The following is a 24,102-nucleotide window of genomic DNA, read 5'->3' as shown; positions in this document are numbered from 1 at the left end:
TTTAATTTTTATATCGTACCTTTGCAGGCTGTTAAAAAAATTATGAAGAAGAAAAATATACTAAAAGGCGTTTTATTTGTAGGGATTGGAGCTAGTATATACGGTATGTTGGCCACTTTTGTGAAAATGGCTTACCATGATGGTTTTACAACCTCAGAAGTTACTACTTCCCAGTTCGTATTAGGTTTGACGGGACTTCTGATCCTTAATTTTATTCAAACCTTAACCTCAAAACAGAAATTATCGACGCCAAGTTCTAAAGAAGTCAGAATGCTGCTGCTTGCAGGAACTTCCCTGGGAGGAACGAGTCTGTTCTATTATATTGCAGTTCAATACATCAATGTTTCCATTGCTATTGTATTGCTGATGCAGTCGGTTTGGTTCAGTGTGGTAGTTGAAAGTATCCTTACCCGGAAACTTCCTAATGCAAGAAAAGTAGTTTCTGTGATTATTGTATTGCTCGGGACCGTTCTGGCAACCAATCTTATTAATATGGAAATAGAACTGGACTGGCATGGCGTCTTCTGGGGATTGATGGCAGCTGCTTCATATACCTTAACGATGTTTACTTCCAATACGCTGGCCACCCATCTTCCGGTTTTCAGAAAGAGTATCATCATGCTGGCAGGAGGTTCTGTAGTGGTTTTTGCATTTTTATTCTTTGCTCAGATAGGGCCGATGTATTTTGATGGCTTAAAATCATTATACTTAAATTTTACAGATAATACAGAGCATATTCATCCGTTCAACTATTCAATTTTCCTGACATACGGTTTTGTTCTGGCTTTGTTTGGGACGATCATTCCACCGGTTTTATTCAATATCGGTTTCCCGAATGCAGGATTAGGATTGGGAAGTATTGTTTCGTCACTTGAGCTTCCGGTTTCTGTAACGATGGCTTTTGTTTTATTGGGAGAAAAAGTATTTTTCATCCAATGGGTAGGAATTGCCCTGATTCTTTTTGCTATTGTTTTGATGAATTTACCTTCGAAAAAAGAAAAAGAAGTTTCAATGGCAGAAGTATCTTAAAAATATTTAACTAAAAATAACAGTTGAAACCGTTCCCGTTGGAGCGGTTTTTTTTAATTTTAGTCTTTAAAATAAAGCTTCATGAAATATTTCAGAAATATAATAGCCGTTTTCACAGTAACGGTGTCCGGTTTTATGTTTTCACAGGTAAGACCTTTGGATGCAATGTTATCTGATTATCAATATCCCTATGAAGTACATTTTCTTAATTTAAAGTCCCAGGGAGAAGATCTGAAAATGGCTTATATGGATGTAAAGCCACAAAGACCAAATGGAAAAGTAATCATGCTTCTTCATGGGAAAAATTTTAACGGAGCATATTGGGAAAGAACTGCGAAAGACCTTTCTGATAGGGGATTCCGGGTAATCATTCCGGATCAGATAGGATTTGGAAAGTCTTCAAAACCTCATGCTTACCAGTTTTCCTTTTCACAGCTGGCAGAAAATACCAAAGCGGTTCTGGATGAATTAAAAATTGATAAAACAATAGTGCTTGGGCATTCAATGGGAGGAATGGTGGCAACCAGATTTACGTTACTGTATCCCGATAAAGTGCAGAAACTGATTCTCGAAAATCCGATAGGACTCGAAGATTATAAAGCTTTCGCAGCCTACCAGACCATTGATCAGGCCTACCAGTCTGAGCTTAAAAATACAGCGGAAACCTATAAAAATTATCAGCTGAAATTCTATTATGATAACAAATGGAAAGAAGAATACCAACCCTGGCTTGACTTAATTGCAGGATGGACTCTTCATAAAGATTATCCTCAGGTGGCCTGGGATGCAGCGCTTACTTCGGATATGATCTACAACCAGCCGGTATGCTACGAGTTTAAAAATATCAAAGTTCCTACATTGCTTATTATTGGTACGAGAGACAGAACCGCGATAGGAAAGGACAGAGCCCCTAAAGAACTACAACCTAAAATGGGACAGTATCAGGAACTGGGAAAGAAAACCCAACGTGAAATTGCAGGTTCAAAGCTTGTGGAAATCGATAATGTTGGGCATCTTCCTCATATAGAAATATATCCGAAATTTTTTGAAGCACTGTATAATTTTATACAATAGATTAATTTATTTGTTCTTAAAAAATAATAAAGTACAAACTCCAATTCCTGAAAACAAGACACATGAAATTCCCAGATTTTGTATAAACCCAATACTTATCAGTCCTGAACCTATCAATATATAATAAATCAACCCTAATAAAGCTCCTGCAGTTCCTGTTTCATTTTTGTAATTAATTAGTGCGGTACTCAGAATATTCGGAATGGCAATGCTGAATGCCATCACAATAAGAAAGTAAGGGATTAAAAAACAGATTCCTGTATTGATAAGAATCCATACAAATACCGAAGCAATGAATGCTGAAAATGTACTCACTTTCACTAAATAGTCAGGTTGTATATTTTTCAGCAGCAGAAACCGGTTGAGCTTTGCTCCGGCGAATGTGCCTCCAGCCAGAATGATGCTGCTGTATCCGAAAGTATAAGAAGAATAATGATTTTCTTTAAATATAAACGGAGCCAGTGAATAATATGAAAACAGCAGGACATTAAAACTCATGATCAGTAAACAGCATTTAATGATGCTCTGATCACGAAGCATCCGTTTCAGTAAATTGATTAAAGTCTTTATATTGATGGATTTCTTTGAGCGATGAGTTTCAGAAATCTTCTGCCTGGAAAGTAGTAAAAAAAGTATACCCAAAATACACAATGTAATAAATATGCCCTGATGTCCGCCGAAGAAAGCCAGTATTGAACCGGTAACCATTCCTATTACCGGACTGATAGACAAACCGATTCCGATCCAGGAAAATACTTTGCTGATATTGTCTTTGTCAAAAGTATCCCTTAAAATGGTCTGGGTTGCAATAGAACCCACAGCAATTCCGAATGCGGAAATGATTCTGGCGCCCAGAAGAGTGATAAAATCAGGAGCGAAAATAGCTGCCAGGGTGCCTGCCCCATAGGTGATAAGACCGTATTCCAAGGATTTTTTTCTTCCGATCCTGTCGCATTGAACTCCCCAAAATGCAACTCCCAATGCAAATGCTATAAAATATAAGCTGATGGTCAGAGTAGCTGATTCTTCATTGATTCCAAAATGGTTTTGTACCATCGGCAAAACGGGACTGTAAATAGTTTCTGCAAACTGTGGAAGCATAACAAGTAGAGTCAGGAGCCAGATTGGATTTGTCTTTTTCATTTTTTTCCTGCAAAGTTTCCAAAAAATCAATGTATATTTATAATGATATAAAAACAAAAAATATCAAAAATAGGACATGGCTGTACTGAAACAGAATGAAGACTTTAATGCAGACTCAATTCATGAACACGTAGTCGGCATAGCTTCTGATATGGTAATGCATGATTCCGGATTTCATTTTCATACAACAAAAGCCCAGTTGCTGTATGCACCGGCTGGCTGTATGACAGTGACTACCTCTGACAGGCAATTGATACTTCCTCCGTTCAGGATGCTTTGGATTCCTGCCCATGAAGTTCACCGGGTGAATTTCAGGAATATTGTAGCCTACAGGTCAATCTATTTTGACGTAAGCTACTCCAGGAAATATATGAAGCCTGATCTGAAGGTTCTTCATGTAAACTCTTTGTTAAAGGAGATTATTGAAAGGATTTGTTTTTGGGAATGGTCGGATCTTGGTAATGATCAGGCTAACCTTTTAAAAGTATTCTGGGATGAAATGAGTAAAGCTCCGGAAGAAAAACTGGAACTTAAAATGCCGAAGGATAAACGTTTTGCAAAAGTTGCTGAAGAATGGACGTTACGGCAGTCTGTACCGCCAATGCTGAAAGACCTTGCAAAAAAAACCGGAGCTGTAGAAAAAACTATCAGCCGCATTTTTAAAAAAGAAACCGGACTGTCTTATCAGGATTGGAGACAGCAATGGCGGCTTCAGCGATCGATTGAACTTTTGGCAGAAAGCAACTCAATAGGAGAGGTGTCACATATTTTAGACTTCTCATCAGACAGTGCTTTTATAGATTTTTTCAAAAAATATACAGGAACAACGCCTTTGCAGTATCTTATGAAGAATGAGTAATTGATGTTTTGCATCTTTAATGTTCTGTATATTTCTTGTCTTATGAAAAGTCTGATTCAGAATAATTTACATAAAATTGTAGTACCTAATACAATAATTTTATGAAAACAATCAATACAAATAGCGTTGAGAATTACACCCATATAATGGAGGTCAATACTACAGCAGATAAAGTATTTCATGCTCTGACCCACGAAATTCCTCTCTGGTGGACTGAAATGTTTGAAGGATCATCTTCACAGGTGGGCAGCGTCTTTACCATAAGATTCGGAGATCAGATTCACAAAACAATGCAGATAAAAAAATTAACGGACAATGCAGAAATTGTCTGGTTGGTAGAAGATTCACTGATTGCGCTTCCTGAATTAAAAAATCAGACGGAATGGATAGGAACAACAATTGTCTGGGAAATTGAACAGAATAATAATATCACCCAGGTAAAGCTTACCCATATCGGCCTGAATCCGGATATTGAATGCTATGAAATCTGTTCCGGCGGGTGGCAGCAATTCCTTGGGAGTTTAAAAAAGTTTCTGGAAACAGGGAGCGGAACTCCATATAAAAAATAAGGGAATACTTCAACAAAAAAAGAGACTGTTTATAAGTAAACAGCCTCTTTTTGCATTTATTGTTGTCTGAATTATTTCTTCTTGTAAGCAGCGTCTTTGATTCTTGCTTTTTTACCTCTAAGGTCTCTGAAGTAGTAAATTCTAGCTCTTCTAACTCTACCTCTTCTGTCAACTTCAATCTTCTGAAGTGCAGGCATGTTGATAGGGAATACTCTTTCTACACCTACATCACCACTCATTTTTCTGATCGTGAAAGTTTTTGTAGAACCAGTACCTCTCAATTGGATAACTGTTCCTTTGAAGAACTGAGTTCTTGTCTTTTGTCCTTCTTTAATTTCGTAATACACAGTAATTGTATCACCTGCTTTGAATTCAGGGAATTCTTTTTTCGCGATGTACTTGTCTTGTACGTACTTTAATAAATCCATTATTAATAAATAAAATGTTAAAGCTAAGCAACTTACACGTTTTTCGTCAGAGGTTGAATAACAGGTTGCAAATGTACAAAATAGTTTTCAAATATGCCAAATAATTTATGTGCTAAAAACTATAATTTTTTCTTCCTGATTTTGTTCAAAATTTAACGGTTTCTTTAAAATACCATCAGCCAGAGTTTATATATGAACTCTACTTTTGCCCGAAATGAAAATCTGAACAGGGATTTTTAAATGGCTGATTTACAATTCGAAATTCTATATGTTATTTTAAAACGAAAACGATTATGAAACATTATTTCTTCTTTTTTTGTTTCGCGGTCCAGATGGCTTTCGGGCAGGTTTTGTTTCCTTATTTACAAAATCCCACTCCGAATTCTATGATCGTCAATTGGAAAACTTCTTCCAATAATGAAACAACAGTAATCTATGGAGATTCTCCATCCAATCTGAACGTGACGGTAACCGGAACCACCAATATTTTTTCAGATACGGGATACAACAACAACTACTATTATCACACGGCAAAGATTACCAATCTGCAGCCTAATACAAAGTATTATTATAAGATAAAAACAGGAACCAGTGAGTCTGCTGTTTATAATTTCAGAACACTTCCCCTGCCGGGACAGGCTGCAACGGCCAATGGGAAGATCCGTTTCCTTATCATGGGTGACAACCAGATCAAAGCAGAACCAAGATATGATACGCTTACATTGAATGCTTATAAAAAATTAAAGGAAAAATTCGGGGCTGCTTCAGATCCTTCAGATAATATTGCCCTTACCTTTATGGTGGGAGATCAGGTGGATGTGGGAACACTGGATCACTATGAGAATGTTCACTTTAAAAAGAATATCAAGCTATCTCCGTATCTGCCTATTCAGACAACGGTAGGAAATCATGAAACCTACGGTACTTTAGGAATGAATTCTTATTATGCCCACTTTTATATTGACGAAATCAAATATAAGAATATCAGTTCCGGTAATGAGAACTACTATGCCCAGCAGGCCGGGAATGTTTTATTTGTAAGTTTAAGTTCCGAGCATACAGGATCAGCACAGCAGACCTGGCTTCAGCAGGTCTTAACGGCAGCTAATGATGATCCGACTGTAGACTGGATTATTTCTTTAAGCCACAGACCTTATCAGGCTGAGCAGTATGTAGGAGATATCTCCACATGGGTGAGAGAAAATGCGGTACCGCTTCTGGTAACTTCCAATAAATATCTGATGCACGTTGGAGCTCACCATCATTTATACCACAGAGGCCAGCTTAAAAATACCCCGAATTATCAGATTATTTCCGGAGGAACAGCCTGGGATCAGTACTGGGGAATGTCTAATGAGCAGGATTTTGATGATGTTCAGAAAACCCTTACAGACTGGACGTACCAGATTGTGGAAGTAGATGTTCCAACCGGAAAGGTTGATGTTGAATGCTATTCTATCGGTGGGGTGTACAATAAGAAAAACAATGTGCTGGTAGATTCTTTCCACAGGTATAAAAATCAGCCTAAGCCGGCGAAACCAACTATTACAAACAATTTTTCAGGTCCGATTACTTTACCTTTAACCTTGAATGGAAGTGCATTTTCTTCTTCCAGCGGAGAACTGTTGAATACAACTCAGTTCCTGATCAGTAAAGCTTCGAATTTTTCTGTAATTGAAAAAGAATTTTACCGTGATTTTGAAAACTGGTTCGGAAAAGATGGAAACGGAACTCCGGATAAAACCAAAAACCTGAATGATGGAGTAGACATCACTAAAGCAACATTGGCAGCGAATTCTATTCCGAATGGAATTTATTACGTAAAAACACGTTACAGAGACCGAAACCTTGAATGGAGCGACTGGAGTGATGTGAAGCAGTTCGAAATTACAGGGAGTGTGGTGTCAAACCCGACTTTTACTTTAGACAAAACAGAATATGCTCAGAATGAAGCCATCACAGCTACTTTCACAGGAGGCCCCGGAAATCAGCAGGACTGGGTAGGAATTTATAAGAAAGGACAAACTCCGGCAACAACCACTTCACAAGGATATATTTATACGAATGGACAGACTGCAGGAACCGTAACTTTCAATAATGGTCTTCCTAATAAAGGCCAGTATTTTGCAGGTTTTTTTGCCAACAACGGATATACGGAAATCACCCCAAGGAAAAATTTCTATGTAGGACCGAAAGTGCAGCTGCAGGCTACCGCTGATACTTATCCGGTAGGAGGAACTGTTACGATTAATTTTACAAACGGTCCCAACTTACAGAAAGACTGGATCGGAATTTATAAAATGGGACAGACTCCGGGAACGACAGCGTCTATCAAATGGAGTTATGTAACAACAGCATCCGGAACTCTTAATTTTACAGGGCTTCCAAAAGGATATTATTATGCTCAGTATTTACTGGAAGACGGATATAACGGAATCGGGGAAAAGGTATTCTTTAAAGTAGGGGATATTGTTACAGATCTTTGGATCAACAAACCTGTTTATACTTTAGGTGAAAATATTACCGCTTCCTGGACGGATTCTCCGGGAATCATTAAAGACTGGTTGGGAATCTATCCTCAAAGTGTTCAGACACCGGACGATAATTTTGTTTCGTATACTTATTTTGACGGAGTGACTCAGGGAACAAAAACCATCCAGGGAACAGCAGTACCTGCAACTCCGGGGAATTACTACATGGTGATGTTTACCAATGATTCCTATACAGAAGTTTCAAACAGGGTACAGTTCCAGGTAGCTTCACCAACGTTGGGAACTGAAGAAACCAGAAGCACAGAGAAAAATGTAGTCTTGTATCCAAATCCAACCAAACCGGGACAGCCTACTTTTATTAAAAGTGACTACCCGATTGAGAAAATCGAATTGGTTTCAGCTTCAGGAGAGCTGCTTTACGTATCAAAAAATATCAATAACCAGCGTTTTTCTCTGGTGAACGAAAATCTCCCTGCAGGTGTTTATTTTGTAAAAGTGCATGGAAGAAAACTATTTACTTTAAAACTGATTATTCAGTAAGGTAAACTAAAACACAATCATAGCGAAGAGACTGTCAGAAATGATAGTCTCTTTTTATTGATATAAAAAGTACAATTTCCCATAATCATCTGTGAAAATCTGTGTAATCTGCGGGCAAAAACAAACCACAAGAGTCACAAAAGGTTTGAACACCTAAGCTAATTAAGAAGATATTCTTACAGAGAATAAGTTCACATAAGTTTTTAAAAATCTTAAAAATAAGGTACATCTAACCGGAAATATCTGTGAAAATCTGTGCCCAAATAAAAAAAGCGATTCCAAAAATTGAAACCGCTTTGATATTAGAGTTGTGATAATTAGTCAAACTGATAGTACAGATCATCCTCACTTAACAGCGTCTGGTTTTCAGCAGAGGCATTTTCATCCTGAGCATCGGCCAGCGTCTTCGTTTCCTGAATAAGCTTTCCATCCGTATTATAAAGTCTTAAAAGAACCCATTTTCCGTTACGTTCAAGTTCTTTGGCGCCATCCAATGTTTTCAGTCTGATTTTTCCGGATTGAATAACACCTGCTTTTACAGAAGACTTATTGGCAGGCTTCCCTTTTACATATTGTGTAACTTGTGCGGTGAAGGAATAATCTTCTCCGTCTTCACTGACAGGTTGTGAAAAAGTATACAAAACAGTACCTTTTCTGTCATACACAGTTGTTTCATAGCTTGTTTGCTTAGCATTCAGCTTTTTTTCATAATTCAGTGTATGATCTTCGAAAAAGTTTTTGATATTCGAAATAACACCGTTCTTATAAACTGTTTCATTAAAACCCTCATAAGCTGTACCATTATAAGGAATACCATCTTTATAGGTTAAGGTTGATTTCAATGTTCCGTCAGGAGCATAATATTTAATTTCCTGGGTGATATCATCTTTTAAAAACTTTTCATAGGATAATTTTCCGTTTTCATCAAAAATCTTACTGGTCACAATCGAGCCTTTTTCATAAATATCTATCGATGAAATCTGTGAATAAGAAATCTGGTAATCTTCACCATTCATAGGACTATAAATATCGTTTTCCTTATCATACTGATATACAAGATGTCCTATTTTTTTACCTGACTCATCATAAGTGGTTTTATAGCCGTCTTTCTTATTCATTTTCTGCTCCTGTAAAACTTTTCCGCTTTTGCTATAGGATACACCTTCCTTTACGCTGCCGTCCTTACTGTATTTCTCTATTCTGGAAATCCTCATCGGGTTGGAATAATAATCAACCACCATATTTTCGCCCGGACCGCTGGTGCCGCTTCCCAGATATTTACCCTTTTCTCCGTAATATTTCGTTTCAGTATTATAATCCTTACCGGTAATGGTTTCACTTCTGATGCCTTTAATGTCATCATCATAAACCGTTGTTTTGACAGGTATGGAGTTTTCATAATCGACCAGGATATTAAAGTCAACCCCTTCTTCAGCATCTTTATAGCTGAACATTTTTCCTGAAAAAGTCCCGTCAGCTTTATATACAACATCTTCTGTCAGTCTGCCTTTAACATCATATGTCTGGGCAGGACCTATCTGCTGACCTTTGGAATAAGTGGCAAAATTTGATACTTTTCCTTCAGGGGTATACCAGGTCACTTTTCCCTCAAAGACTTCACTGTTGGGGGTAGGATCCGAAGCAAGACCTTCCATCTGAAGTTTCCCATCCTTATAGAAATCCTTGATAAAGGTTAGTTTTCCTTTTGAAGTTGTTTCACGGTAATATTCCATTTTATCCTGAGTGGTTTTTTCCCAGTTTTCATCGAAATAAGTTTTCTCCTGTGCGCATACATTGATGCTAAGTACCAGTGCAAGTAATGCTGAGGTAAATAATTTTTTCATGTTTTTATGTAAGCTTAATATTGTATATGATTAATGTAATGATTGATATAAGAAGATCTATGTATAGATAGATCACAAGAAGTGAAAAGGCAATAGTAGCCTGTCATAAAATAATTTCTACATTAAAATTGTGTTTAAAAAATGATCTCTGAAAACAACAAATAAGCTGTGTTTCTGAATTTAAAGCCTCAAAGATAAATCATATAGATGAAAAATCCCACAAAAAACGAACAGATCTGTTCGTTTTTATAGGTAAGGGTTTGATTTTTATGGCTTTATAAGTTGGGAAAACAGTGTGAAATTTCAAAGGCTTTTCTATTCATCAGATATACAGGAAAATTTATTAAATTTAGCCAACAGAAAAATCTAATATTTCATGATAGATAAAAGAGTAAAAAATGCAAAGGAGGCCATCGAAGGAATTAAAGATGGAATGACACTGATGCTTGGTGGATTCGGACTTTGCGGTATCCCTGAAAACTCAATCAATGCTTTGGTAGAAAGCGATGTGAAAGATCTGACCTGTATTTCAAACAATGCGGGAGTAGATGATTTCGGATTAGGATTACTGCTTCACAAAAGGCAGATTAAGAAAATGATCTCTTCTTATGTAGGAGAAAATGCTGAATTTGAAAGACAGATGCTTTCCGGGGAGCTGGATGTAGAACTTACGCCGCAGGGAACTTTAGCTGAAAAATGCAGGGCTGCTCAGGCGGGAATTCCTGCTTTTTACACGCCTGCAGGCTACGGAACTGAAGTAGCAGAAGGGAAAGAAGTAAAAGAATTCAAAGGAAAACCTCATATCTTAGAACACGCTTATGATGCAGACTTTTCTATCGTAAAAGCATGGAAAGGAGATCATGCCGGAAACCTTATTTTCAAAGGTTCTGCAAGAAACTTCAACCATCCGATGGCAGGTGCTGCAAAGATTACTATTGCTGAAGTAGAAGAGCTGGTAGAACCGGGACAATTAGATCCCAATGAAATTCACATTCCGGGAATTATGGTTCAGCGAATTTTCCAGGGAGAAAAATTTGAAAAAAGAATTGAACAGAGAACAGTAAGACCTAAAGAATAAGCTTAAATAATAAAATAAAAAGCGCTGAAAACAATTTCAGCGCTTTTTTTATGCCTGGGGAGTAAGTGTTTTTCTTTCTCCGATCTGTTGCCTCCACATGGCGTAGTAGAGTCCTTTTTCGTCAATGAGATTCGCATGAGAACCCGTTTCTACAATCTGTCCGCGTTCAAGAACATAGATTTTGTCTGCATGCATAATCGTACTTAAACGGTGGGCAATAAGAACAGTAATCTGTTCTTTCTCTTTTGAAATGTCTTTTATCGTAGTGGTGATTTCTTCTTCGGTGATACTGTCAAGCGCAGAAGTAGCTTCATCAAAGATCAGCAGGTGAGGTTTTCTCAAAAGGGCCCTTGCGATAGCAATTCTCTGCTTTTCACCGCCACTCAGCTTCAGACCACCTTCGCCGATAATGGTTTCAATACCCTTTTCTGCTCTTTCCAGCAATGCAGTACAGCTTGATTTCTGTAAAGCAATTGCCAGCTCCTCATCAGTAGCCGAAGGATTAACAAAGAGAAGGTTTTCTTTAATGGTTCCTGCAAATAACTGAGTATCCTGAGTAACAAAGCCAATCTGATTTCTCAGCTCATCAAAATCAAATTCTTTTCCATTAATTCCATTATAAAAAATATTTCCTTCCTGAGGTCTGTATAGCCCAACCAGTAATTTGACGAGTGTGCTTTTCCCGGAACCGCTTGGTCCTACAAAAGCAATGGTTTCTCCGTTTTTGACATCAAAGGAAATATTATTCAGAGCTTTATACTGAGCAGACTGATGTTTGAAAGAAACATGTTTGAACTCCAGTTCTTCAATGGCACCGATCTGTTTTGGGTGAAGCGGTTTTTCTTCCACTTCCTTTTTCATCAAACGGTCAAAATTCTGAAGAGAAGCTTCTGCTTCACGGTAAGAAATAATAATATTTCCTATTTCCTGCATAGGCCCGAAAATAAAAAAGCCATAAAACATCAGAGACAGATACTGACCCGGAGTCACAATATTTTTAAAAATCAGATACAATAAGGTAAGGGTAATCATCTGCTGAAGAAAATTGACCATTGTTCCCTGGATAAAACTCAAAGAACGGATGCTTTTTACCTTTCTCAGTTCAAGGCCAAGGATTTTATAGGTATTGTTGTTTAAACGGATTACTTCCTGGCTGGTTAATCCTAAACTTTTAACAATCTCAATGTTTCTCAAGCTTTCTGTAGTACTTCCGGCCAGCGCTGTGGTTTCAGTAACAATATTTTTCTGGATTACTTTTATTCTTTTGCTCAGTAAATTCGTAACAATGGCAATAAAGAAAATCCCGCAGATATACACCGGCATAATAGACCAATGTAAACGGATTGCATATACGGACACGAAAATAATACTGACCAGAATTCCAAAGAAAATATTGATGAAATTCGTAATGAATTTTACGGTATCTTCTCTTACTTTCGTTAAAATTGAAAGAGTTTCTCCACTTCTCTGATCTTCAAACTCCTGATAAGGCAGCGCCATAGAATGTTTTAAACCATCTGTAAATATTTTTGCTCCGAATTTTTGTGTAATTACACTTACCACATAATCCTGAAAAGCTTTGGCAATTCTGCTCACCATAGCCGTCCCGATCAGAAGTCCCAGGAAATAAAAAGCACCATGGTATTCAGGGCTTCCGTATAAATACTCATTCAGGGTTCTGGGAAGCAGTTTTTCTTTATCAAAAAAGTTAGGATGGGTAACCAGCTGATCCAGGATATTTCCTGTAATAGCCGGGGCAAATAAAGAAAAAACCTGATTGACAGTAGCCAAAAACAAAGAAATGATAATCAGCCACTGATAAGGTTTAAGATATCTAAAAAGTATTTTCATTCTGTTAAAATAATGAAGCAAAATTACAGATATTATTTTAACTAACAGTGTTAATTGTTCAATACAACAAAGGCCTTTTGTATTCAAGTGAAAATAATTAAATTGCAGTCTAAGTTTTTATTATGCTTACAAAAGAACAAATTGCCAAAAGAATTTCAAAAGAACTGAAAGATCGTTATTATGTAAACCTGGGAATTGGGATTCCTACTTTGGTTGCCAACTATGTTCCGGAAGGTATTTCCGTAGAATTCCAGAGTGAAAACGGAGTTCTGGGGATGGGGCCTTTCCCTTTCGAAGGAGAAGAAGATGCTGATATCATCAATGCCGGAAAGCAGACTATTACTATTTTAGAAGGAGGTTCATTTTTTGATTCTGCATTCAGTTTCGGGATGATCCGCGGTCAGAAAGTTGACCTTACCATCCTTGGTGCTATGGAAGTTTCAGAGAACGGAGATATTGCCAACTGGAAAATTCCCGGAAAAATGGTGAAAGGAATGGGAGGCGCCATGGATCTTGTAGCTTCTGCTGAAAATATTATTGTTGCAATGATGCACGTGAATAAAGCAGGAGAAAGTAAAATCCTTAAAAAATGTACACTTCCTTTAACAGGAGTAAACTGTGTGAAAAAAGTGGTTACTGAGTTAGCTGTTCTGGATGTAACTCCGGCAGGATTCAAACTGGTGGAAAGAGCCCCGGGTGTCTCAGTAGAAGATATTATCAAAGCGACAGAAGCAGATCTGATTATTGAAGGAGAAATTCCGGAAATGCAGTTCTAATTTGCTTAAAAAATAAAAAAGATTCGGCCTCACTTTGTGAGGCCGAATCTTTTTATAAACGACATAGGAGATCGGAGCGTCAAAAAAATAAATGCTGTGAACGTTAAGAAAATTCTTTTGTCCGAAGCGCGAGACACAATTAGAACCGATTAAGAAATAAAGACTTCGCGCAAGTTTAGAATTTTTAGAGAACAGGATTTATTTTTAGCGTAGAGATCCAGGTCTTGAACTTTTGTTTCTTTTGTTTGACTCCGTCGAATCTTCGATTTCAAGACAAAAGAAATTATAAAAAGCTGTTGCATCATGAAACAGCTTTTTATATTTAAAATTGTAAAGGTTAGTTTGTCATCTAATTTCTACCCTCTGCTATCTAACTTCTCATTTATTTCCCATCCTGCGCTCCAAAAACCTTTTGCAGAATACTGGTCGTTCTCATAGCGGGCGTATTTCTGATCCCGCTTTCTTTGTCTGCTACCATTTTGAACACTCCATTAATGGTTTCTGTAGTAACATACTCGTTAAGATCTGTTGTTACAGACTGCCCTGTAAATGTATTGTATTTTGAAATCAGGTTTTTCCAAAGCGTATCAGCTCCTACTTTTCCCAATGAGGCTTTTACCTTAGGCTGAAAAGCATTGAAAAGCTGGGTCTGTGTTTTTCCCTGAAGATAGTTAGTTGCTGCATTATTACTGCCTAACAGAATATTTTTTGCATCTGTAATCGTCATGGAAGTAATCGCATTGGTGAAAATAGGAGCCGCTTCTGTTACGGCATCTTCAGCAGCTCTGTTTAATAGCTTAACACCTTCATCTGCAAGACTGCCCATACCGATGGAACGTAAGGTTGTATCAATCTTTCTTAACTTTTCAGGCATTAAAATTTTTACCGCTTCATTTTTGAAAAAACCATCGGTTACCGCCAGTTTTTTAACCCCATCGGTTACCCCAATGCTTAAGGCTTCTTTCAATCCCGATGAAATCTGAGTGGAAGTAAGGTTTCCAATACTGGCCGACGAATTAACGGAGGTGGTAGTGGTAGTCTTGGTGGGCGCTGCCGTACCATTATTTTTTACCGGAACATTAAGGTCTACACCTGTTTTATTTTTAACGGTAGATTTTATAATATCTAAAATTTGTGCCTGTGCTGACATTGAGAATAATAATCCGGCTGCCACAAAAATGCTTTTTTTCATCATATTTTTTTACAAATTTAAATCTTTTAATTTTTTTAAGTCGTCAAAGTTGATCAAAAAACAAACCATCATACACAGAATAGAATAGAACAATTTCTATACAAGTCACTTAGTAACTTTAATTGTATGCTTCATAAACCGGATAATTAAGATATCTGAATTTTGTTTTTAAAAAGACTCCGGGAGTTTTGAAAAATAATTATCTTAGCTCAAACCTTAACCACCTCCAATGATACGGAATTTTTTAGTATTTTTTATATTGCTTTCAAACGTGATTTTTGCCCAAAATAAATTGAATTTAATTCCTTATCCTCAAAAACTTGAGTTTCTCCAGGGAGAATTTGTAATCCCGGAAACGCTTGTATTAAGCAGTAATCTGCCAAAAGAAGAGACGGAATATTTTAAAAAACGTTTAAGTCCTCAGTTTAAATTTCAGAATATCCAGAAAGGGAATGGGATTCATCTGGTCAATTCTGTAATGCCGCCAACATCAGTCAGTGCTGAACAGAAAAAAGAATCTTATTCCATAGAAATTTCTCCGGAGCAGATTCGTATAAAATCTTACACCAGACAAGGATATTTCCTTGCGCTGCAAACCCTGATTCAGATTTTCGAACAATATAAGGAGACTAAGAAAATTCCTGCTTTAAAAATTGAAGACCAGCCAAAATTTGCATGGAGAGGAATGCACCTGGATGTCTGCCGTCATTTTTTTACAGTAGATGAGGTAAAGCAGTATATTGACTATCTGGCCATGTATAAGCTGAATACTTTCCACTGGCATTTAACGGATGACCAGGGATGGAGAATTGAAATCAAAAAATATCCGAAGCTAACACAGATTGGCTCAAAACGTAAAGAGTCTATGATCGGAGCTTACGTTGACAATACATTTGACGGTACACCTTACGGCCCTTATTTTTATACACAGGAACAGATAAAAGAGGTGGTAAAATATGCTCAGGACAGGCATATTACTGTTATTCCGGAAATAGAAATGCCGGGACACGCTTTGGCAGCGCTGTCTGCATATCCCGAACTGGCATGTACAAAAGGTCCTTTTGAACCTGCCACAAAATGGGGCGTCTTTGATGATGTTTTCTGCCCGAAAGATGAAACATTTACTTTTCTGGAAAACGTTCTGGATGAGGTGATAAAGCTTTTCCCATCTCAATATATTCACATCGGTGGTGATGAGTGCCCGAAAACACGATGGAAAGAATGTGCACACTGTCAGGAATTGATCAAAAAAAATAATTTAAAAGACGAACATGGCTTACAGAGCTACTTTATTCATCGTATTGAAAAATATGTGAACAGTAAAGGCCGGAAAATCATCGGTTGGGACGAAATTTTAGAAGGAGGGCTGGCACCGAATGCTGCGGTAATGAGCTGGACTGGTGTAAACGGAGGTATTGAAGCTGCAAAATCAAAACATTTCGCTGTAATGACTCCGGGAGCATACTGTTATTTTGATCATTATCAGGGGGATCCTCAATCGGAGCCTAATGCTTTTGGTGGTTTTACTCCTTTAGACAAAGTATACTCTTATAACCCTGTCCCTTCCGAGCTAAATGCAGAGCAGGCCAAATACATCTTGGGAGTTCAGGCTAACCTTTGGACAGAATATATTTTGGATTTCAAACAGGTACAGTACATGATCTTTCCAAGATTAATGGCACTCTCTGAAGTGGGATGGGGAACATCGGATCCTGAAAATTATAAAGAATTTGAAAACAGGGTGATCAGCCATTTTAAAATGCTGGATGAAATGAAGGTGAACTATGCAAGAAGCATTTATAATATCACCGGAAAAGTAATTCCTTCCAATAACGGAATTGCTTACGAACTGTCAACCTCACAAAACGTAAACGGCATCAGATATACTTTAGACGGAACTGTTCCTGCCATAAGTTCTAAAACGTATCAGAAAGCAGTTCAGATCCCTAATTCTTTAACGATAAAAACAGCTTATTTTGAAAATGGCCAGTTAAAGAGTGCGGTTTCTGCACAGGAATTTATTGTTTCAAAAACTACAGGGAAGAATATAACCTTAGAACAACAGCCGAGTGAAAACTATTCTTTTGGCGGGGCTTTTACTTTAGTAGACGGTATTATCGGAAATATAAAGCAATTGGGTAAAACCTGGCTTGGTTTCCAGGGAAAAGATGTAGTGGCAACCATAGATTTTGGTCAGAAAACAGCTTTTACGGAAGTCTATTTCAATACCCTTGAAAATAAAGGCAGCTGGATTCACCTTGCAAAATCTGCAAAGATTTTTGTTTCTGATGATAACAGGAATTTTAAACTGATCAAAGAGATTGGGACATCAGAAATTCAGGAGGCCCATGGCAAAATCAAAATAAATGTAGGATCGCAGAATGCTAAATATCTGAAGGTAAGTATTGAAAATGCTGGAATTATCCCGGCAGGAAATCCGGGAGCAGATTCAAAAGCATGGTTGTTTGTTGATGAAATTGGTGTAAATTAGAATAAAAAATGCAGGGCGATACCGTACTTTCTTCCGAATTTTCATCATCTCCGGAACTGGTAGAAAAGCTGTATCAGTATGGTACAACTAGAAATTATCATGAAGGAGATATTGTTTTAGATGAAAATGCCTCCATCCGTTCTATTCCTATTGTGATGAAAGGAATGCTTAAAGTCATCAGAACAGAAGAAGACGGGCGTGAAATTTTACTGTACTACATCAAAGCAGGAGAGAGCTGTATCATGTCTTTCCTGGGCGGAATGCACAACGAAAAAAGTATTGTAAGAGCTGAAATTGAAGAAGATGCCGAAATTCTTTTTCTGCCTGTAGACAAGGTATCTTTATTTATTAAAGAACATCCCGAATGGCTGGATTATATCTTCAGGCTCTACCATAAAAGATTTGAAGAGCTTCTGGATATCATTAATGCTATTGCCTTTAAAAAAGTAGACGAAAGGCTGCTGAATCTTTTGCAGAAAAAGTCAGAGCTTACCCGTTCCGAAACCATCAATACCACCCATGAGCAGCTGGCCAATGAGCTGGGTACCGCAAGGGTAGTGGTATCCAGACTTCTCAAGCAGCTGGAAGAAGACGGAAGGTTAAAGCTCGGCAGAAATAAAATCACCCTTCTGAAGTCCCTTAATTCATAAATCCTATCTCAATTTACTGATACGTACACCATTCCCCTCCTCCGGAGGGGTGGCAAAAATTCATAAAATTTTTGACGGGGTGGTCAAAATATTCTCACAATACCCCCTTAGTGCCCTTGTGGAAATTAGTGTCCATTCGTGTTAAATCTTTCCTTATGTAACAAAAGTAGCTGTAGCCCTCATCCCGATTTTCCATTTTTGCATCAGAATTAATGGGATAGTGAAATGGAAATTATAGGATATACAGCAGCCGTTTTTATAGGCATTTCTCTCGGTTTAATAGGAGGTGGAGGAAGTATCCTCACCGTTCCTGTACTTGTTTATCTTTTTGGCATCGATGCCTTTATGGCAACAGAATATTCTCTTTTTGTAGTAGGAATAAGCAGCCTTGTAGGTTCGGTGTCATACTTTAAAAAAGGATTGATCAATTTTAAGATCGCAATGGTTTTTGGAGTTCCTTCGATAGTTTCTATTTTTCTGACCAGAATGTATCTTCTTCCCTTGATTCCTGAGGACGTATTCAGAATACAGAACTTTACCCTTACCAGAAATATTTTTTTACTGCTGATTTTTGCCGGTTTAATGATGCTGGCTTCTTATAAAATGATAAGAAAAAATACTTCAGATCATAAGACAGATAAGAATAATGCTTTGCTGGCAGCAGGGCAGGGTTCCTTAGTGGGTATTTTAACCGGATTGGTGGGAGCCGGAGGAGGCTTTATGATCATTCCTGCATTGGTAAACCTGTTGAAAATTCCTATGAAAATTGCGATAGGGACTTCTCTGGTCATTATCTCCCTGAATTCTTTAATTGGATTCTTTTCTTCGGTTAATCATATGAGAATAGATTGGGAACTATTGATTTCTGTTACAATCATCGCCGTTGCGGGAATAATCATAGGTTTTCAGTTATCAAAAAAAATTGACGGTAAAAAACTGAAACCGGCATTCGGATGGTTTATCCTGATGATGGGCATTTATATTATTACCAAAGAAATCTTCTTTTAATCTTCTTGTGTAACAAAAGTAGCTGTGAAGGAAAAAAGAAAACGGGAAATTTGTATCGGATAACAAAATCAAAAAATAAATACAATGAACATAGAACAGATTTATACGGGATGCCTGGCACAGGGAGCTTATTACATCACCTCAGCCGGAGAAGCCGCTATTATTGACCCTTTAAGAGAAACTCAGCCTTATATCAACAGACTGAAAGAAGATGAAGTAGAATTGAAATATATTTTTGAAACTCATTTTCATGCAGATTTCGTCAGCGGACATCTTGATTTAAGCTATAAAACCGGTGCCCCGATTGTATATGGACCCACGGCCAATCCTGATTTTGAGGCTGTCATCGCAGGGGATGGACAGATATTTGAAATTGGAGACATCAAAATTAAGGTGCTGCATACACCGGGACACACCCTCGAAAGTTCATGCTATCTGCTGATTGATGAAAATGGCGTTGAGAAAGTACTTTTCAGTGGTGATACCTTATTCCTCGGGGATGTTGGCCGCCCGGACCTGGCACAGAAAGGAGCAAATATGACACAGGAAGAACTGGCAGGGCTTTTATATGATAGTCTTTATCATAAGATTTTACCTTTGCATAATGAGATTATTGTCTATCCGGCGCATGGAGCAGGTTCTGCCTGTGGTAAAAACATGCAGAAAGAAACGGCAGATACATTGGGAAACCAAAAAAGAACCAATTATGCTTTAAATCAGAAAGACCGGGAGTGCTTTATTAAAGAAGTGACAGACGGGCTTTTACCTCCGCCCGCTTATTTCGGGATGAATGTCATGATGAACAAAAAAGGATACAGCAGTTTTGATAAAGTTCTTTCGCAAGGCTTGCATGCTCTTGTACCGGAACAATTTAAAGAAATTGCTGAAGCTTCAGGAGCTTTGATTTTAGATGTAAGAACCAACCGTGATTTTGCCAGAGGCTTTATCCCGCAGTCTGTCAATATAGGACTGGATGGTGATTTTGCCCCGTGGGTAGGAGCTTTAATTGCAGATGTCAGCCAGCCTATACTGCTGGTAGCTGAAAAAGGAACTGAAGAAGAAGCGGTAACCCGGTTGAGCAGAGTAGGATTCGACAATATCCTGGGTTTTTTGGAAGGAAGCTTTGAAGCATGGGAAAAAAGCGGAATGGAAACTGACTTTGTCAACCGTATTTATGCAGAACAGTTTGAAGCAGAAATCAAAGAAAAAGAAGCAAAAATTATTGATATAAGAAAAGAAAGTGAATACAATGCAGAACATATTCATGAAGCTTACAGCAAGCCTCTGGCATATATCAATGAGTGGATTCATGAGATCGAGCCGGCAGAACATTTCTACATGCATTGTGGAAGTGGCTACAGAAGTACAATGGCAGCAAGCATTCTTCAGGCAAGAGGATACAGAAACTTTACAGAAGTTGAAGGAGGCTTTAAAGCGATTGCTTCTACAGGTATTCCTAAAAGTGATTTTGTCTGCCGGACTAAAATTTTAAATACATTAGATTAAAAAAGAAGAAATGTTGGAAATGATAAAAGAACCGTGGCCGTGGTATATTGCCGGTCCGTTAATTGGCCTTACTGTACCTGCTTTATTGATTATGGGCAATAAATCCTTTGGAATAAGCTCTTCATTAAGGCATATCTGCGCAGCCTGCCTTCCAGCCAATGTGAAATTTTTCAAATACGACTGGGAAAAAGAAGCCTGGAATTTATTTTTTGTATTGGGAATTTTCTTCGGAGGGATGATTGCTGCCCATTTTTTGGTTAACCCCAATGAAATAACGGTAAATCCCGAACTGAAAACAGAATTGGCTGGCTACGGAATTACAGATTACAGCAGTATGGTTCCTGAACAGCTTATAAATTTTGAAAGCCTGTTGACACTGAGAGGATTTATAATTATGGTTGCAGGAGGATTTTTGGTAGGTTTCGGAACAAGATATGCAGGAGGATGCACCAGCGGACATGCCATTATGGGGCTTTCCAACCTGCAGTGGCCGTCTTTGGTGGCGACAATATGTTTTATGATCGGAGGATTTTTAATGGCTAACCTTATCCTGCCTGTAATTCTTTCTTTATAAGTCTAATTTTAAAAGAGCAATTTATATCATGATAAAAGAAAAAGAAAAAGAAAAAGAACAGAACATAGATCAGCAGGATACCGTTTGTGTAAACGAAAGCATTCTTACCCGTCCATGGTATCACAACCTGAAGTATCTTGCGGCAGGGATTATTTTTGGAATCATTTTCGTGAAAGCAGAAGTGATCAGCTGGTTCAGGATACAGGAAATGTTCCGCCTGCAGTCTTTTCATATGTACGGAATCATCGGAAGTGCTGTATTGGTAGGAGTCATTTCAGTAACGTTGATCAAAAAGTTCAATATAAAAACAATATATGGGGAACCCATCAGAATTGCCCCTAAAGAGTTTAATAAAGGCCAGATCTATGGAGGGCTGATCTTTGGGTTCGGCTGGGCCATTACCGGAGCCTGCCCCGGACCTCTGTTCGCGCAGATCGGAACGGGAGCTTTAGCAGTATCCGTTACTTTACTGAGTGCTATTGCCGGAACATGGGTATATGGGTATTTCAGAGACAAATTACCACATTGAAAGAAGAAATTTATGGTATTCAACAATCCATCCAATTATATTAAATGGATCTAAACTGACAAAAGACTGCGGATCATTTTTCTGCAGTCTTTTTACTTTTCTACCAGCCGGAAAATTGCTAATTTGTAGGCCTAATAAACCTGATATGCAAAGTAGACGAAACTTTATAAAAAAAACCGCAGCAGCTTCCCTGGTACTGGCCGTAAACCCTTTGGATGTAATTGCTAAAGACTTTATTGATAACACAGCAAAAGTAAACAAACCAATTGTTCTTTCTACCTGGAATTTCGGACTGAAAGCCAATGAAGAAGCATGGACAGTCCTTGGAAAAGGAGGAAAAGCGCTGGATGCGGTTGAAAAAGGAGTTCGTATCGTAGAATTGGACCCCAAAGAAAGAAGTGTGGGATATGGCGGACGTCCGGACAGAGATGGAAGAGTGACGCTGGATGCCTGTATCATGGACGAAAACTATAATATTGGCTCTGTAGCATGTCTTGAGCATGTTAAAAATCCTATTTCAGTGGCCAGAGCAGTAATGGAAAAAACACCCCACGTGATGCTGGTAGGTGACGGAGCTTTGCAGTTTGCCCTTTCGCAGGGTTTTAAAAAAGAAAATCTTCTTACTCCGGAATCTGAAAAAGAATGGAAAGAATGGCTAAAGACCAGCCAGTATAAACCGATTGCCAATATAGAAAACCACGATACCATAGGAATGATTGCTTTGGATGCCCAAGGAAATCTTTCCGGAGCCTGTACAACCAGCGGAATGGCTTTTAAAATGCATGGAAGAGTAGGAGACTCCCCGATTATCGGAGCAGGTTTGTTTGTAGATAATGAAGTAGGAGCCGCTACAGCAACCGGCCATGGGGAAGAAGTGATAAGAACTGTAGGAACCCATCTCGTGGTTGAGCTGATGAGACAAGGCAGGAATCCGCAGGAAGCCTGTAAAGAAGCCGTAGACAGAATTGTAAAAATCAATCAGCGAAGAAACAAAAATCTGAAAGACATTCAGGTAGGTTTTATTGCGATCAATAAACAAGGGGAATATGGATCGTACTGTATCCAGGATGGATTCAACTTTGCGGTATATGACCAGAAGGGAAACCGCCTTGAAAAGCCTGAATTTGCTTTGAAATAATTAAAATTCAATAGGAATGGGCTTTAGCCCGTTTTAAAAATCAATAAAACATCTATTGGCTTTAGCCAAAACTTAAAATAAAAAATGAAAAGAACCATTATCGCTTCCTTATTTCTCATTATTGCGTGCAAGGAAGAAAAGAAGGAGATCAAAACAGAGGCCCAACCGCAGCAGACAGAAGAGAAAGTAGTTCTGAATAAGGAGTCCAATGAGGCAGCAGATGCTAAGAAATGGCTGGAAAAGAGTATTGCAGATTACTTTAATGCTGATATCGGAAGTGAAGAAAAGAATATGCGGAAGATCACAACCAAAGATTACTTCGATTATAAAACGGATGCGATGAATGTTGACCTGGATGTAGACGGAGGCCTTACTGAAAAAGAATTTCAGGATAAATGGAAAACCAGATTTGATATAAGTAAAGCAGGTGTTGGAGCGGGCTTCCTGATTGCAGCACAGGACTGGGATAAAATTGAAGTTAGAAGCTGTGATTTAGAACTCTCCTCAAAAGATGAATATCTCTTCAATGTAGTGCTGACAGACAAAAAATTTAAAGCAGAATATCCGTCAGTAATCAAAGTAGTAAAAGAAAACGGTTCCTTTCTGATTGCAGATGTATGGCAGGGAGAACCGAAATAAAATTAAACCTATACAGTAATGTCAAAAATAGAAATAGCGTGTTTTAATCCTGAATCAGCGATAATCGCTTTTGAAAACGGGGCAGACAGAATAGAATTATGTGACGGTCTCAGCGAAGGCGGAACTACTCCGGATTTCGGAACCATGAAAAAGCTTCGTGAAAAAATGAATATCCCGATTTTTGTGATGATCCGTCCGAGAGGAGGAGATTTCACTTATTCCGACTCAGAGTTTGAACAGATGAAAAATGATCTGGTTCATTTGAAGTCTTTACATGCAGACGGTTTTGTATTCGGTATCCTGGATGAAAATGATGAGGTTAATATGGAACAGAATAAAGTTTTGGTAGAATTGGCTTCACCGCTTCCATGTACTTTTCATCGTGCTTTTGACCGTGCCGAAGGTTTGGAAGAGTCTTTAGAGAAAGTCATTCAATGTGGTTTTAAAACCATCCTTACTTCCGGTCAGAAACCCAATGTCTCAGAAGGAAAAGAGAATCTGAAAAAGCTGGTTGAACTATCCAACGGAAGAATAGAAATACTCGCAGGAGGAGGTCTGCGTTCATCTAATATTGCAGAAATAAGAGCTGTGACCAATGCCGGTTACTTCCATTCTTCAGCCATTACTGATGGTGGGGCATTTGCGAATGCGGATGAAGTGGTTGCGTTGAAGAATAAATGATATGCACTCTG

At 38.2% G+C, this 24,102-nt stretch carries 21 protein-coding genes; 16 read left to right on the top strand and 5 right to left on the bottom strand.

Features of this window, described 5'->3' with window-relative positions:
- The first annotated feature begins 42 nt into the window (after positions 1–42).
- Together ACR1PO_RS12955 and ACR1PO_RS12950 are read left to right on the top strand one after the other, a co-directional pair.
- Positions 43–1,029: an EamA family transporter gene (locus ACR1PO_RS12955; RefSeq protein ID WP_433987024.1), complete on the top strand. Its 987-nt coding sequence runs from the start codon at positions 43–45 to the stop codon at positions 1,027–1,029.
- Between the two features lie 81 nt (positions 1,030–1,110).
- Positions 1,111–2,103, top strand: a complete 993-nt coding sequence (locus ACR1PO_RS12950; protein WP_433987023.1) for an alpha/beta fold hydrolase — start codon at positions 1,111–1,113, stop codon at positions 2,101–2,103.
- A gap of 6 nt (positions 2,104–2,109) precedes the next feature.
- On the opposite strand, the gene ACR1PO_RS12945 is transcribed toward ACR1PO_RS12950, so the two are convergent.
- On the bottom strand, positions 2,110–3,246 hold the full coding sequence (locus ACR1PO_RS12945) for a multidrug effflux MFS transporter (protein WP_433987022.1): 1,137 nt from the start codon (positions 3,244–3,246) through the stop codon (positions 2,110–2,112).
- Positions 3,247–3,322: 76 nt separating this feature from the next.
- Here ACR1PO_RS12945 and ACR1PO_RS12940 point away from each other — a divergent pair, with 76 nt between their 5' ends.
- A complete protein-coding gene (locus ACR1PO_RS12940) occupies positions 3,323–4,105 on the top strand; it encodes an AraC family transcriptional regulator (RefSeq protein ID WP_433987021.1) in 783 nt (260 codons plus the stop codon).
- A gap of 101 nt (positions 4,106–4,206) precedes the next feature.
- On the top strand, positions 4,207–4,674 hold the full coding sequence (locus tag ACR1PO_RS12935) for an SRPBCC family protein (protein WP_433987020.1): 468 nt from the start codon (positions 4,207–4,209) through the stop codon (positions 4,672–4,674).
- 71 nt (positions 4,675–4,745) lie between these two features.
- Here ACR1PO_RS12935 and rplS read toward each other — a convergent pair whose 3' ends face one another.
- Entirely contained in the window at positions 4,746–5,102 is a 357-nt protein-coding gene (gene rplS / locus ACR1PO_RS12930; RefSeq protein WP_002980648.1) for a 50S ribosomal protein L19, read from the bottom strand.
- Positions 5,103–5,395: 293 nt separating this feature from the next.
- Between rplS and ACR1PO_RS12925 the strand changes: the two genes are divergently transcribed.
- Positions 5,396–8,134, top strand: coding sequence for a fibronectin type III domain-containing protein (locus ACR1PO_RS12925; protein ID WP_433987019.1), 2,739 nt, complete (start codon positions 5,396–5,398; stop codon positions 8,132–8,134).
- A gap of 317 nt (positions 8,135–8,451) precedes the next feature.
- Here ACR1PO_RS12925 and ACR1PO_RS12920 read toward each other — a convergent pair whose 3' ends face one another.
- Positions 8,452–9,978 (bottom strand): toxin-antitoxin system YwqK family antitoxin, encoded by a 1,527-nt coding sequence (locus ACR1PO_RS12920; RefSeq protein ID WP_433987018.1) that lies wholly within the window; start codon positions 9,976–9,978, stop codon positions 8,452–8,454.
- A 376-nt stretch (positions 9,979–10,354) separates the two neighbouring features.
- Here ACR1PO_RS12920 and ACR1PO_RS12915 point away from each other — a divergent pair, with 376 nt between their 5' ends.
- A complete protein-coding gene (locus tag ACR1PO_RS12915; RefSeq protein ID WP_002980643.1) occupies positions 10,355–11,056 on the top strand; it encodes a CoA transferase subunit A in 702 nt (233 codons plus the stop codon).
- A gap of 48 nt (positions 11,057–11,104) precedes the next feature.
- Here ACR1PO_RS12915 and ACR1PO_RS12910 read toward each other — a convergent pair whose 3' ends face one another.
- Positions 11,105–12,907, bottom strand: a complete 1,803-nt coding sequence (locus tag ACR1PO_RS12910; protein WP_433987017.1) for an ABC transporter ATP-binding protein — start codon at positions 12,905–12,907, stop codon at positions 11,105–11,107.
- Positions 12,908–13,029: 122 nt separating this feature from the next.
- Between ACR1PO_RS12910 and ACR1PO_RS12905 the strand changes: the two genes are divergently transcribed.
- On the top strand, positions 13,030–13,683 hold the full coding sequence (locus ACR1PO_RS12905) for a CoA transferase subunit B (protein ID WP_002980639.1): 654 nt from the start codon (positions 13,030–13,032) through the stop codon (positions 13,681–13,683).
- A 382-nt stretch (positions 13,684–14,065) separates the two neighbouring features.
- Here ACR1PO_RS12905 and ACR1PO_RS12900 read toward each other — a convergent pair whose 3' ends face one another.
- Positions 14,066–14,878 carry a DUF4197 domain-containing protein gene (locus tag ACR1PO_RS12900; protein WP_433987016.1) on the bottom strand — a complete coding sequence of 271 codons (813 nt, stop codon included), beginning with the start codon at positions 14,876–14,878 and terminating at the stop codon, positions 14,066–14,068.
- Positions 14,879–15,104: 226 nt separating this feature from the next.
- Here ACR1PO_RS12900 and ACR1PO_RS12895 point away from each other — a divergent pair, with 226 nt between their 5' ends.
- From ACR1PO_RS12895 to ACR1PO_RS12855, 9 genes are all read left to right on the top strand, one after another.
- Positions 15,105–17,366, top strand: a complete 2,262-nt coding sequence (locus tag ACR1PO_RS12895; protein WP_433987015.1) for a glycoside hydrolase family 20 protein — start codon at positions 15,105–15,107, stop codon at positions 17,364–17,366.
- 8 nt (positions 17,367–17,374) lie between these two features.
- On the top strand, positions 17,375–18,016 hold the full coding sequence (locus ACR1PO_RS12890; protein ID WP_332389169.1) for a Crp/Fnr family transcriptional regulator: 642 nt from the start codon (positions 17,375–17,377) through the stop codon (positions 18,014–18,016).
- A 225-nt stretch (positions 18,017–18,241) separates the two neighbouring features.
- Positions 18,242–19,024, top strand: a complete 783-nt coding sequence (locus tag ACR1PO_RS12885; protein ID WP_433987014.1) for a sulfite exporter TauE/SafE family protein — start codon at positions 18,242–18,244, stop codon at positions 19,022–19,024.
- 84 nt (positions 19,025–19,108) lie between these two features.
- Positions 19,109–20,530 carry an MBL fold metallo-hydrolase gene (locus ACR1PO_RS12880; RefSeq protein ID WP_433987013.1) on the top strand — a complete coding sequence of 474 codons (1,422 nt, stop codon included), beginning with the start codon at positions 19,109–19,111 and terminating at the stop codon, positions 20,528–20,530.
- Between the two features lie 10 nt (positions 20,531–20,540).
- A complete protein-coding gene (locus tag ACR1PO_RS12875; RefSeq protein WP_433987012.1) occupies positions 20,541–21,104 on the top strand; it encodes a YeeE/YedE family protein in 564 nt (187 codons plus the stop codon).
- Between the two features lie 28 nt (positions 21,105–21,132).
- A complete protein-coding gene (locus ACR1PO_RS12870) occupies positions 21,133–21,633 on the top strand; it encodes a DUF6691 family protein (RefSeq protein WP_433987011.1) in 501 nt (166 codons plus the stop codon).
- 145 nt (positions 21,634–21,778) lie between these two features.
- On the top strand, positions 21,779–22,771 hold the full coding sequence (locus ACR1PO_RS12865; protein ID WP_433987010.1) for an isoaspartyl peptidase/L-asparaginase family protein: 993 nt from the start codon (positions 21,779–21,781) through the stop codon (positions 22,769–22,771).
- Between the two features lie 84 nt (positions 22,772–22,855).
- On the top strand, positions 22,856–23,410 hold the full coding sequence (locus ACR1PO_RS12860; RefSeq protein ID WP_433987009.1) for a hypothetical protein: 555 nt from the start codon (positions 22,856–22,858) through the stop codon (positions 23,408–23,410).
- Between the two features lie 18 nt (positions 23,411–23,428).
- Positions 23,429–24,091, top strand: coding sequence for a copper homeostasis protein CutC (locus ACR1PO_RS12855; protein ID WP_433987008.1), 663 nt, complete (start codon positions 23,429–23,431; stop codon positions 24,089–24,091).
- Positions 24,092–24,102 lie beyond the last annotated feature (11 nt).

The organism is Chryseobacterium amylolyticum (assembly GCF_051011775.1).
Classification (GTDB): domain Bacteria; phylum Bacteroidota; class Bacteroidia; order Flavobacteriales; family Weeksellaceae; genus Chryseobacterium.
Note: the sequence above shows the minus strand (reverse complement) of the source record. Positions and strands in the feature narration are given on the sequence as shown.